Origin of the sequence: Blastopirellula sediminis (assembly GCF_020966755.1) — a bacterium.
Classification (GTDB): Bacteria; Planctomycetota; Planctomycetia; order Pirellulales; family Pirellulaceae; genus Blastopirellula; species Blastopirellula sediminis.
In genome coordinates this window covers 474,588-487,216 of the sequence record NZ_JAJKFT010000004.1, presented here as the reverse complement: position 1 = coordinate 487,216, position 12,629 = coordinate 474,588, and the positions used below count along the sequence as shown (strand labels likewise).

Genomic DNA, 12,629 nt, shown 5'->3' with positions numbered 1-12,629 from the left:
TATTTCGCGGTGAAATGGCTAACCGCTAGCACTAAAATCGCCGCTCGCGAAGATCGAGCGTCCCCCGTCCACGGGCAGGCAAACTCCGGTGACGAACGGGTTTTCGATCAAAAACAGCACCGCATGCGCTAAATACGCCGGGTCCCCTTTGCGCTTAACCAGCGTCCGCTCGACGTCACGGCCGATTTTCTCGCTGGTCGCTTCCTCCGGCTGCATCACCTGACCGGGCAAGATTGCGTTGACGCGCACGCCGGGATTTCGCGTTCCCAGCTCGACTGCCAGGCTGCGGGTCATCGTCGGCAACGTTCCCTTCGAGACGAAATAGGCCGCGTAGTCTGGGTAAGGCCGTGCGATCGACCAATCGCCGATGTTCACGATTGCGCCCCCTTTCGGCTGATCGATCATCCGGCGGCCGGCCGCCTGACAGCAGAAAAACGTCCCCGCCGCGTTCACGTCAAATTGCCGGCGGAGATCGGCGGCGGTCACTTTGTCGAACCGCTTTGACTCCCAGATCGCCGCCGTGTTGACCAGGACGTCGATTCGCCCAAAGTAGAAATGGATGCTGTCGAACAGCGTCTGAATCTCCGCTTCCTCGGCCAGGTCGGCGGCGAACGCCTTCGCTTCAATCCCCTGGTCGCACAAATTGGCCGCCGTCGCTTCCGCTTCGTCGATCGAGCCGTTGGCATGCAGCGCGATGCGGTAGCCATGCTCGGCCAGGTAGAGGGCGACCGTCTTGCCAACCCGATCAGCGCCGCTGCCGGTCACCACCGCAACCGGCGCGGGATTGCCGAACAGGTCGAGCAGTTTTTCTTGCGTCGACGGCATTACCGCTTCGCTCCCTTTTCGGGATGGCGGTGAAACTCCGCGATGATGTCCCACGCTTGCGACGGAGAATCGGCGAAGCTGATCAGGTCGAGATGCTCGTCCCGAATCACTCCTTCGTCGGCGAGAAACTGGAAATCGACGACGTTCTTCCAGTATTCCGTTCCATACAGGATGATCGGAATCTCCTGCATGCACCCGGTCTGCCGGAGCGTGAGGGCGTCAAACAATTCGTCGAGCGTGCCGAACCCGCCCGGAAAGACGACCAGCGCCTTGGCCCGCACCAAGAAGTGCATCTTACGCATGGCGAAGTAGTGGAACAGGAAACAAAGGTCCGGCGTAATGTACGGATTGGGATGCTGTTCTTCGGGGAGCGTGATGTTGAGCCCGACGGTCGGCGCTTCCGCTTCGTACGAACCGCGATTGGCCGCTTCCATCACGCCGGGGCCGCCGCCGGTCACGACGACGTATTCGCACTCGCCGTCAATGTGACAATTGGTAGAGCAGATGTGAGCGAACTGCCGCGCTTCTTCGTAATAGTGCGACTTCGCGAGGATCCGCTCGGCGCGGGCGAGGTCACGCATGCGTTTCGGATCGGTCGGCGACGCCGCAAGCATCTTCTTCGCTTGCTCTAAACGCTCTTCCGCAACGTGCGTTTCGACAATTTGCGTTCCGCCGAAAACGATCACCGTCGAACGAATGTTCAACCGTCGAAACGCCAGTTCCGGCTTTAGATACTCAAGTTGCAACCGGACGGCTCGCATTTCGTCGCGCTGCAAGAAGTCGGTATCGAGCTCCGCCATCTTGTAGGTCGGCGACTTCAAAATCATCGCCAAATTGTCGTGAATCCCCATTCCTTCCACGTCGCTACTCTCCTAACTCAAACGAGTCGCCCAATTGCGGGATGACCGTATCAAAATGGTATTGTTCCTCCAGCGCCTTGGCGAACGATGCGGCGCTATCGGGCTCGCCATGCGTGATGAAGACCTTTTTCGGCTTCGGCAGATCCTTCAGCCAACGCAATAGTTCGCTTCGCCCCGCGTGACCGCTCAGTCCCGAAACGCTATCGATCGCCGCCCGAACCGGGACGTCCTGGCCGTGAATCCGAATGAAGGGGCGTCCTTCCTGCAAATCGCGACCGCGGGTGCCGGCAGCCATGAAGCCGCCAAGTAGGATCGTGTTCTTCGGATCAGGCAGCCGCCGCTTCAAGTGGAACAAAATGCGCCCGCCGGTCATCATGCCGGAAGACGAAATGATCACCGCGGGACCTTTGACGTTGTTGAGTTGCTTCGATCGATTGTGATCGCGGACCAATTCGACGCTCGGACCGTCGAGCACGCTATTCGGCGGCGCGAGCTGACCTTCGCTCAGATCGTGGTCTTGCGAAAAAGTGCGGAAAATCTTGGTCGCGTCGACCGCCATCGGACTGTCGAGATAGATCGGAATCTTCGGAATGCGGCCGTCATGCATCAGCAGTTGCAGCAAGTAAATCAGCTGCTGACTACGGCCGACGGCGAACGCCGCGAACAGCATCACGCCGCCGCGCTGGTACGCCTTGTTGACCCGATCGGCGAGAATGTCCATCACGTCCTCGTCCGGGTGATCGCGGTCGCCGTAGGTGCTTTCGCAGATCAGATAGTCGCAGGGAGTCGGCGGGGACGGATCGAAATAAAGGGGAGCGTCGTAACGTCCGACGTCGCCGGAGAACAAAATCCGCAGCGCCGGATCGCGATCGCGGATTTCCATCTCGATCATGTTCGAGCCGAGCAAGTGCCCCGCGTCATGAAAGCGGATCCAGATCGGATCCGCCAGTTCGTACCACTCGCCGCGTGGGACCGACTTCAAACGCTTGAGCGCTCGCCGCGCGTCTTGCGCGTCGTACAGCGGTAACGCCGGCGAGTGCTTCGACAGATGCTTGCGATTGAGGTAGTCGGCGTCCCGCTTTTGGTTCTTCGCCGAGTCGAGCAGCAGCAGCTTGGTCAGTTCTTTGGTCGCCGGCGTGCAAACGATCTTGTGCCGAAAGCCGTCTCGAACGAATCGCGGCAGAAACCCGGTATGGTCAATATGAGCATGCGTCAGGACGACTGCGTCGACCGAGTTGGCCTCGAACGGCAGCTTCTTCCAGTTGAGGAGACGGAGCTCTTTAAGCCCTTGAAACAAGCCGCAGTCGACCAGGACTTTCGCCTGGCCCGCTTCGACAAGATATTTTGAGCCGGTTACCGTTCCGGCAGCGCCGTAAAAAGTAATTCTCGCCATACGGTTCGCTTCGATCCTTCGCGCGGGTCATGATGCGGTACAGAGGTGGCCCAATTGTAGAGCGTCCCGCAGCGCGGGACCAGCCGCATCAATACTCGGCGCCGCCGGTCGGCTTCAGCTTGAACAGATAGAAGAGGAGCGCGAGACTTGGCCCCAAAATCAACGCGCCGACCCCGACGGCGCCGATCATCGCCCACAAAACCGAGTCTGGCGATTTTGATTCGGCGAGCGTCAGATAGGGGGGAACAATCACCGGATACTGGGCGATTCCCCAGCCCCAGATGATGTTGCCGGCCGCCAACATCGTACAGGCAGCCGCCGGCGTGTACTTCTTGAGAAACAGAAACAACAGCGAACCCGTGCCGCAGATCGCCGACAGCGCCACCAGCGGCCAGGCCCGCGTTGCGAACCCCCGCGCCAGTTCCGGCGTTTCGAGCGCTACGAACACTAGCCCGACCGCCGCAAGTACGCCCATCCAAATTCCAGTCGCCAACGAGCGCTGACGCCAAACGAGCGTCAACTCGACTTCCCCTTCTTGATCCGCTTCGCGCGCCAGGAAAACCGCCGCCAGATAAGAACAAAGCCCGACCGTAAAGAACGCGGTGTACAGTCCCATCGGCGTGATCCAGTCGGTCAAGAAGTTTCCTTCATAAACTCCTTCTGCGTTGATCTTCGATTGCCCCGATGCGAGCGTCCCGGCAATCGCTCCCAAAAAGAATGGCGCCGCCGCCGACGCCGCGGCGAACAACATTCGCCAAACCCGTTGATGCGATCCGGAGTCAATGGAATAAGCGCGGAATACATACCCAGCCCCACGAAAGACAATCCCCGCGAGAACCAAAAACGCCGGAATGATGAACGCCGAGCAGAGCGCCTGAAACGCCAACGGAAACGCCGCGAACAAGACGACCAGCACGAAGATCAACCAGATGTGATTCGCTTCCCAGACCGGACCGATCGCGTGGTAGAGGAGATTCCGCTCGCGCTCGTCCGACTGAAACCCGGTGTTGATTTCCCAGATGCCGGCGCCGAAGTCCGCTCCACCCAACAACAAGTAGAGCGTCGTCGCCGCTCCCAATACAATTCCGACAATTAGCTCAGGCGACATCGGTAAACTCCGGCAAGGGACGTTTCGCCAAGATTCGCAGCACCAGGATGCAACCGGTCGAGAGCACCAGGTAAATCAACATCGTCACGCAAAAGATCGTCCAGACGCCAGGCGCCTTGGTGACCGCATCAGCCGTGCGCAAAAAGCCATGTACGATCCACGGCTGACGTCCCACTTCGGTCACCGTCCAGCCAGCTTCCATGGCGAGCACCGTCGCCGGCCCGCTTAGGAACAAAGTCCACAGCCACAACCGCCGCGAACCCCAATCCGACTTTCCCCACTTCAGCAGATAGCCTGACCAGAGTCCCACCAAGATCAGCAGCGTGCCGATCCCAACCATGATCTGAAACGCGATGTGCACGATCACGACTGGCGGATGGAGATCCTCCGGAAACGCGTTGAGCCCTTTCACTTCGGCGGCCGGATCTTCGTACGCCAAGACGCTGAGCATTGCCGGAATCTCGATCGAGTACGGAGTCGTTTTCGTTTCTGGATCGGGCAGTCCGCCGATCCGGAGCGGCGCGTAGGTTTCGGTTTCCCACTGCCCTTCCATCGCCGCCAGTTTGATCGGCTGGGTGACGGCGACCGCATGTCCGGCCCAGTGACCGACCGGTCCCTGCACGATTGCAAAGATCCCTCCCATCAAAATGCCGAGGGTGAGCGCCCGTCGCTGATAGATGGTGTTCCGCCCGCGTAAGATCTCCCACGCATAGAACGCCGCCACCAGGAAACCGGTCACCATGTAGGCCGCGACGATCATATGCGTCGTCTGCGCGCCAGTCGCCGGGTTGAGCATCGCCGTCCACGGCTGCACGTTCAGTAGCTTGCCGTCAGCGTCGAGCTCAAACCCTTGCGGGCAATTCATGAATGAGTTGGTCGTCACGACAAACCAGGCCGACGTCGTTCCAGCGATCGCGATCGGAATTCCGCAAAGCCAGTGATGAAACGGCGAGAGTCGATTCCAGCCGTACAAGTAAATGCCGACGAAGATCCCTTCGGTAAAGAAGGCGAATCCTTCCATCGTGAACGGCAGACCGACGACCGGGCCGTACGTTCCCATGAACTCGGGCCAGAGCAGCCCCAACTCAAACGACAACACCGTTCCTGATACCGCGCCGACGGCGAAGAGCACCGCGAACCCTTTGCTCCACCGCTGGGCGATCGTCCGCCAGACCGGGTCCTGCTTCTTCAGCGAGAGCCATTCCGCCAAGACGATCAGGATCGGCAACCCCATCCCGATGCAGGCGAAAATAATATGAAAGCCGAGCGTAAAGGCCATTTGCAGGCGCGCCGGCAGAAGATTCGCGCTGTCCGCTAGTAGCAACATCAGGCGGTCCAAAATTCGAGCGAGCTGGCAGCAACGTAGCCCCTAGTTTGGCCGATGAGTCGAAATGTCGCAATGCGACAATTTGACGCAGAAACCATCGTCGCTACAGGTATTTCGCAATCGCTCCGCCACGCGCCGCTAAGGCGTCGACCTTCGCGGTCACCGCCGGATCCTCAATCAGCGGCGGCGCGTTCCACGGCTTCAATCGAGCGTCGATCACCAGCGAACCGCGACATCCCCAATGCTTCTCGTGGGTGAACGACTCGATCCCATGCACGTCGGCCGCCGGATTGCTCCGCGTGAACAACATCCAGGCAAAGTTATTCAGCGACGCCGCCGCAAACGGGCTATCGTCGGCGATCACGATCAGCGGGAACCGGTTGATCGGCGCCGCCGCGTCAAACGCCGCGCAGAAGCGTTCCATCTCGTTCGCGTCACTATACTTCGGCCCTTGCACCACCATTGCGCCCGGCAGCGCGACCTGCGGCGTATGGAAACCGTCTGGCAGCGATAGATTCGCCGGCAGTTCAGTCGGTAGTTCGCGAATCGGTTTGCCAACCGCCGCCATCACCAGCTTCGAGCCATGATTGAATTGTCCGCTGCTGTAGTCGAGCGTGTCGATCGTCGTTTCGGTCTGGAAATGAAGATCGCGCCGCCAATCGATCCGGGCCAGCAAGTGCATGAAGTACCGATCGATGTCATGAATCTCCAGGCTCGGGTCATCTTCGCCGGCGATGATCATCAGGTACTTCGCCAGCGACATCTGCCCTTGTCCAAGAATCGCATTGGCCTGCGTCAGCAATTCCTTCGGACGCGTTCGTTCGTCGTACGGCACATAGCGTTCGCTGCCGATCGCGAGCATCAACGGATGCACGCCGGCCGCGTCGACCGCATGAACCGCTTTCACGCCGGGCAACACCGTCGGGATGATCGGACCGGTAATTTCATGGATCAGCGCGCCGAACGTCGTGTCTTCCTGCGGAGGTCGCCCGACCACGGTGAAGGGCCAGATCGCATCATCGCGATGAAACACCTTCTCGACCTTCAGCACCGGGAAGGGATGCGTCAGACTGTAATAGCCCAAGTGATCGCCGAACGGACCTTCCGGCTTCGTTTGCCGCTCAATCGTCCCGGCGATGCAGAAGTCCGCTTCCGCATAGAGGGGGAGCGCCGTCGCGCCATAGGCGAGCGGAATCCGATGTCCCGCCAATGCGCCGGCAAACTGCAATTCGCTCAAACCTTCCGGCAGCGGCATCACCGCCGACAGCGACATCGCAGGCGTACCGCCAACAAAGATATTCGCGTGAAATGGCTTGCCCGCCTCCAGCGCGGCCGCATGATGCACGCCGATGCCGCGATGGATTTGATAGTGCAGACCAATCTCTTCGTTCGGCACGTAGTCGTTGCCGGTCAGCTGCACCCGATACATACCGAGGTTCGACTTCATCGCCCCCGGGTGACGGACATCCTCGGTATAAACCTGCGGCAGCGTCACATAGGCGCCGCCGTCGTCCGGCCACGAGACGAGCTGCGGCAAGTCGGTGATCTTCGTCTGGTTCTTCAGGACCGGGCCGCCGCGCCGCTTGGCCGGCAACATCTTCATCGCCCAGAACGGCGCCCCCGCGTACCGCAGCGGCCGCTTCCAGAGTTCGTTGGGATCGATCTTCAGCTCGATCAGCCGTTTGACCTGGTCGATCGTATCGCGAAAGAGGAACCGCGCCTGGTCGAGCGAGCCGAACAGGTTCGAAACCATCGGAAACCGGCAATCCTTGACGTTGGCGAAATAAACGGCCGGTCCCCCGCTGGCGTACACGCGTCGCTGGATCTCGGCCGCTTCCAAGCGTGCGTCGATGCAGTCGTCGATCTGGATCAAGCGACCATGCTTGCGCAGGTCCTCGACGCATTGCCGGAGATTTCGATAACCCATGTTGGCGAAGGAGCAAAAAAAGGAGGAAAGGGAGATTTTCAGCTATCGGCCGAAAACAGGCTGCGAAACTATTACCAATTCGACCGGAATTGCGCCGCTAGCGACAACCGACCAAAATCGTACCCCGTATTCGCAGCCTTAACAGCCGGGGGCTCCTGTAAAGAGCCAACGCAGCGCATTAAACTGAGCGGAGGAAATTCGGTTCCCGCTCTGTTTTCACGCTCAGAAAGACGCCGACATGAAGATTCAATCTACGAAACAATCGGTCAAGGACTTCGACGGAGACGCCATCATCGTCGGCGCCTATTCCGACGGACTGTCGCCGACCGCCGAACAGCTTGACCCGGCGATCAGCGGCGCGATTGAGCGTTTGAAAACCGCCGGCGAAATCACCGGAAAGAAGTACGAGACGACCCGCATCCTGGCCCCGGCCGGCGTGCCGACCATCGAAGTGGTCGTCGTCGGTCTCGGCGCCAAAGCCGATCTCTGCGCCGAAACGGTCTACGGCGCCGCCGCCACCGCCGCCAGGTTGGTCGCCAGCAAGAAGCGGAAGAAGGTCGGCTTCTTCCTCGACGACTTCTGGCCGAAAGAGCTTTCCGAACAAGCGATCGCCGGGCTCTGCGTCGGCGTCCAGGGACAAGATCTCTACCGCAAAGAAAAAGCGCTCACCACGCCGGAAGAAATCTTCTGGTACGGCGTCGATGAAGCGACGATCGAAAAAGGCGCCGCTTACGGCAACGCGATCAATCTGACTCGCAACCTGGTCAATCGTCCCGCCGCCGACATCTATCCGGCCACCTTCGCCGAAGAAGCGTCGGTCGTCGCCGAAGACTACAACTTGTCGATCGAAGTCTGGGACAAGAAGAAGCTGGAAGACGAACGCTGCGGGTCGTTGCTCGCCGTCTCGCAAGCTTCGACGCGTGATCCTCGCCTGGTGATCATTCGCTACAGCGGCGGCAAGCTGGGCGAATCGCCGCTGGCGCTGGTCGGCAAAGGGGTCACCTTCGACTCCGGCGGTCTCTCGCTGAAACCGAGCGACGGCATGAAGACGATGAAGTGCGATATGGCCGGCGCCGCGACCGTGCTCGGCGCGATCAAAGCGATCGCCGCGCTGCAGCTTCCGCTGAACGTCGTCGCCCTGGTCGGCCTGGTCGAGAACATGGTCTCCGGCGATAGCTACAAGCTCGGCGACGTGCTGACCGCCCGTAGCGGCAAGACGATCGAAGTGCTGAACACCGACGCCGAAGGGCGTTTGGTCTTGGCCGACGTGCTGAACGTCGCGCTCGAAGAAAAGCCGACCCGCATCATCGACCTGGCGACCTTGACCGGCGCTTGCGTCGTGGCGCTCGGACTCGATGTCGCCGGCCTGATGACCAACGACGAGCCGATGCAAGACATGATCTTCGAGTGCTCAAAGCGGATGGGAGAACCGATGTGGCCGCTGCCGATGTTCTCGGAATTTGGCGAGCAGATCAAAAGCCAGGTCGCCGACATCAAGAACGTCGGCGAAGGTCGCTGGGGTGGCGCGATCACCGCGGCGAAGTTCCTGGAAGAGTTCGTCGAAGGAACTCCCTGGACCCACATCGACATCGCCGGCCCCGCCTTCCTCGAAAAAGCGAAGCCGTGGATGGACGGCGGAGCCTCCGGCTTCGGCGTTCGTACTCTGGTCGAAGTCGCGAAGACGCTTTGCAAGTAACTTAGAGAGAAAAACGTCGCGGGGGGCCAATACTGGACTCCCTGCGACGAACCTCTCGGCGAGTACTTTCCAAGGCGAGGTGGAGATCGCACGATGATCGAAGCGCTCATCGAACCTGTAATTGGACTTTTCGTAGCGTTCGTCCAATTGGTCGCGATAATTGTTGGAGCTATCTTCGAATTACTATTTAATCTCATATTGTCGATTAGTTTCTCACGCTCCAAGCCGGCATCCAACGACGTCGCCATCGAAAAAGATTCGCCGGACGTCGACTTCCCCCGCGGCCCTTCCTTTCCGCCGCCGTCCGAAGACGAACTGGGCGCCTGACCAGACGCTTGGAAAAAAAATCTCGCCAACCTCCAATCTTCCGCTCCCGGCGACGAATCTCTCGGCGAACCCCGTTTCGCCACCCGATGCGGAGACGTTTATGCTCGAACTTGCCGAACTGGTGATCCAGTTCTTTGGCCTGATGATTCGCGGCGTATTTCTGGTACTTGGCGCGATCTTCGAACTCGCCGCCAACCTCCTTCCCGAACTGCCGAACATCGATGTCCCTGACGGGATTTCATCCACCGTCGAAGGGGCCGCCGAAATCGCCGACAACTTGCGGCGGAATCGATCCGGGGACGATCCCCCGGCCTAACGCGACGAGTCCGCGATGCGCTACGAATTTCTGATCGAACAAGTCGAACGCCTGTTTGAGCTCGTCTTCGACTTCTTCATGTTCCTCGTCAACATGATTATCGCCGCGAGTCGCTTTTGCTTCGGTCGCTCCGATTCGGACCAGTCCCCGCCGAACGCGGAATAGTTCCAACTGATCTCGCGGGCGCCATGGCCACGCAAAGCCGTGGCCATGGCGCCCAGTAGACTCGCCCGAAAGGGAACCTTTCGGGGCTAACCTTTAACGGCTTAGGCTCCCCCTCTACGGTCCCGGTATCTCCCGAATATTCGGCATTTCCCGCTCGTTTGGTTTGACAACCGCTGGCGAGAAACCCAAGATACGGGGGGTCTGCCGCGGACAGGAATTGCCGCAATATTCGGCCCGCCAAAACGAATATCAGGTGACTATCAAGCATCACCAGATTCGTTCCTCATGAAAGGGGCGGAAAATGAGCACCATGTTTTTGATTTGCGCCGTCTTGGGCGGTTCGATTTTCGTCATTCAGTTCCTGCTAACGCTGATTGGAATCGGCGGCGAAGCGCTCGAATTGGAAGGGGACATTCCTGACGATCTCGACCTGCCGGATGACACCGACTTCTCCGCGACGGCACATCACTCGACCTGGCTTTTCGGCGTCCTCTCGTTCAAGACGATCGTCGCCGCGATCGCCTTCTTCGGCATCGCCGGACTCGCTGCCGAGTCGGCCAACATCGGCGACGCCGCTTCGCTGGTCGTCGCAATTGTTTTTGGAATCGCGGCGATGTATGTCGTCCATTGGCTGATGTTGTTCATCTACAAGTTGGGCGTCGACGGCACGACCAAAATCAGCGACGCCGTCGGTCAGGCCGCCAAGGTCTATGTGCCGATCCCCGGAGAAAACGGGGGCCAAGGCAAGATCCAGATGCAACTGAATAACCAGATCGTCGAATACGCGGCGATGACTTCCGAAACGGAAAAGCTGGCGACCGGAACCTCGGTTCGGGTGGTCCGCGTCATCGACGACTCGACCCTGGAAGTAGCCCGCTTGTCGGCATAGGCGGCGCAGCTGGAACAATCGGCTCAGACGGCCCTTTGGCGCGAACGATTTCCGTGGGGATCGGATTGCGCGCCGCTTAGCACAACGTACATCTACTAAGGCACGAAGTTCACACCCATCAGATTGGATCGACCGTCATGCTAACTCACATTCCGCTGGTATTAGGCCAGTTCCCCAGTTCGACGATGTTCTGGACGCTCGTCGGCGTCGGCATCTTCGTCATGTTCCTCTTCTCGATGATGATTTTCATCGCGAAGCAGTACAAACGCTGTCCGTCGAACCGCGTGTTGGTCATCTACGGTCGCACTGGCAAAGGAACCGCCGCGAAAACGATTCACGGCGGCGCTTCGCTCGTCGTTCCGCTGATTCAGGACTACGCCTATCTCAGCTTGGAACCGATCCAGATCGACATTCCGCTCCGCGGCGCCTTGTCGTCGGAAAACATCCGCGTCAACGTGCCGAGCTGCTTCACCGTCGCCATCGGCACTTCGCCAGGCGTTATGGACAACGCCGCGGTTCGTCTGCTCGGCTTGACCGTCGGCGAAATTCGCAAGCAAGCCGAAGAATTGATCTTCGGCCAGCTCCGCCAGGTGATCGCGTCGATGCAGATTGAAGAAATTAACCGCGACCGCGACAAGCTGCTCGAACACATTCAATCGTCGCTTGAACCGGAACTGAACAAGATCGGTTTGATCCTGATCAACGTCAACATTACCGACATCACCGACGAGTCAGGCTACATCGACGCGATCGGTCAGAAGGCCGCCTCGCTCGCGATTCAAAATGCCCGCGGCGACGTCGCCGAAAACTTGAAGATGGGCGAAATCCGCGTCGCCGAAGCCGACAAGGCGAAGTTGATCTCGGTTGCCCTCGCCCAGAAGGAACAGATCATCGGTACCCGCGAAGCGGAACGCGATCAGGCGATTCGCGTCGCGGAAATGCAGAAAGAACAAACGATCGGCGAACGCACCGCCGAATACGAACGGGAAGCGCGGGTGAAAGACGCCGAGCGGGAAAAGCGCGTTCGGATCGCCGAAGCCGACGCGACTGCGATCGAAGGGGAAAACCTCTCGAACGCCAAGATCGCCGCGTCGCAAGCGGCCCTCGCGGTGAAGCGAGCCGAAGCGTACCAGGTCGGCGAAACCCGCAAGAAAGAAGCGGAAGCGGCGGTTCTCGAAGCCCAAAACCGCGCGATGGCCAAGGCCGCGCTCGCCGAAGCGGAACGTGTGGAAGCCGAAAAGCGTGCGTTGCTCGAAGCTCCGGCCAAGGCCGAAAAGGCGAAGATGGAAGTCGACGCGGCGGCCGAAGCGGCCAAGCGTCGCATCCTGGCCCAGGCCGACGCCGATGCGATCTACGCCAAGTTGGAAGCGGAAGCTCGCGGTGAATACGAAAAGCTGGCCAAGAAGGGTGAAGGTCTCAAGCAGATCGTCGAAGCGTGCGGCAGCTCGAAGGAAGCGTTCCAGATGCTCCTGCTCGAACACCTCGACAACCTGGCCGAATCGTCCGCCAAGGCGATCTCGAACATCAAGTTCGACAAGGTGGTCGTCTGGGAAGGTGGCGGCAATGGCAAGGATGGCCGCAGCAGCACCGCCGATTGGCTCTCCGGCATGTCGAAGACCTTGCCTCCGATGATGCAGGTCCTCAAAGACATCGGCGGCGTCGAGCTCCCCGAAGCGCTGATCCGCTACGTCGACGACGGCCCGGAAAGCCTGGCCAAGTCGAACGGCGCAGCCAGCAAAGAAGCCGACGCGTAAGTCGGCGAAGCTCTAACGCCAAAATCAATAAGGCCGCCGCGA

The 12,629-nt window shown here is 59.7% G+C and carries 11 protein-coding genes; 5 read left to right on the top strand and 6 right to left on the bottom strand.

Features of this window, described 5'->3' with window-relative positions:
• Window positions 1–18 precede the first annotated feature (18 nt).
• The 6 genes from LOC68_RS05725 to LOC68_RS05700 form a co-directional block, all read right to left on the bottom strand.
• Window positions 19–825 carry an SDR family NAD(P)-dependent oxidoreductase gene (locus LOC68_RS05725; protein ID WP_230216654.1) on the bottom strand — a complete coding sequence of 269 codons (807 nt, stop codon included), beginning with the start codon at window positions 823–825 and terminating at the stop codon, window positions 19–21.
• Window positions 825–1,676 (bottom strand): LOG family protein, encoded by an 852-nt coding sequence (locus tag LOC68_RS05720; RefSeq protein ID WP_230218458.1) that lies wholly within the window; start codon window positions 1,674–1,676, stop codon window positions 825–827. The genes LOC68_RS05725 and LOC68_RS05720 overlap by 1 nt, the downstream gene beginning before the upstream one ends.
• Window positions 1,677–1,689: 13 nt before the next feature.
• The gene (locus tag LOC68_RS05715; protein WP_230216652.1) at window positions 1,690–3,078 is read right to left on the bottom strand and encodes an MBL fold metallo-hydrolase RNA specificity domain-containing protein; all 1,389 of its coding nucleotides are present in this window, start codon (window positions 3,076–3,078) and stop codon (window positions 1,690–1,692) included.
• Between the two features lie 88 nt (window positions 3,079–3,166).
• Window positions 3,167–4,186, bottom strand: coding sequence for a cytochrome d ubiquinol oxidase subunit II (locus LOC68_RS05710; RefSeq protein ID WP_230216650.1), 1,020 nt, complete (start codon window positions 4,184–4,186; stop codon window positions 3,167–3,169).
• Window positions 4,176–5,513 carry a cytochrome ubiquinol oxidase subunit I gene (locus tag LOC68_RS05705; RefSeq protein ID WP_230216648.1) on the bottom strand — a complete coding sequence of 446 codons (1,338 nt, stop codon included), beginning with the start codon at window positions 5,511–5,513 and terminating at the stop codon, window positions 4,176–4,178. The genes LOC68_RS05710 and LOC68_RS05705 overlap by 11 nt, the downstream gene beginning before the upstream one ends.
• Window positions 5,514–5,616: 103 nt before the next feature.
• Window positions 5,617–7,440: a UbiD family decarboxylase gene (locus LOC68_RS05700; protein ID WP_230216646.1), complete on the bottom strand. Its 1,824-nt coding sequence runs from the start codon at window positions 7,438–7,440 to the stop codon at window positions 5,617–5,619.
• A gap of 238 nt (window positions 7,441–7,678) precedes the next feature.
• On the opposite strand from LOC68_RS05700, the gene LOC68_RS05695 reads away from it, so the two are divergent.
• The 5 genes from LOC68_RS05695 (at window position 7,679) to LOC68_RS05675 (ending at window position 12,587) form a co-directional block, all read left to right on the top strand.
• The gene (locus LOC68_RS05695; RefSeq protein ID WP_230216644.1) at window positions 7,679–9,136 is read left to right on the top strand and encodes a leucyl aminopeptidase; all 1,458 of its coding nucleotides are present in this window, start codon (window positions 7,679–7,681) and stop codon (window positions 9,134–9,136) included.
• Between the two features lie 427 nt (window positions 9,137–9,563).
• Window positions 9,564–9,779, top strand: coding sequence for a hypothetical protein (locus LOC68_RS05690; RefSeq protein WP_230216642.1), 216 nt, complete (start codon window positions 9,564–9,566; stop codon window positions 9,777–9,779).
• A gap of 15 nt (window positions 9,780–9,794) precedes the next feature.
• Window positions 9,795–9,944: a hypothetical protein gene (locus LOC68_RS05685; RefSeq protein WP_230216640.1), complete on the top strand. Its 150-nt coding sequence runs from the start codon at window positions 9,795–9,797 to the stop codon at window positions 9,942–9,944.
• Window positions 9,945–10,245: 301 nt separating this feature from the next.
• A complete protein-coding gene (locus LOC68_RS05680; RefSeq protein WP_230216638.1) occupies window positions 10,246–10,833 on the top strand; it encodes a hypothetical protein in 588 nt (195 codons plus the stop codon).
• Between the two features lie 137 nt (window positions 10,834–10,970).
• Complete coding sequence (locus LOC68_RS05675) at window positions 10,971–12,587, top strand: flotillin family protein (RefSeq protein WP_230216637.1); 1,617 nt, start codon at window positions 10,971–10,973, stop codon at window positions 12,585–12,587.
• Window positions 12,588–12,629 lie beyond the last annotated feature (42 nt).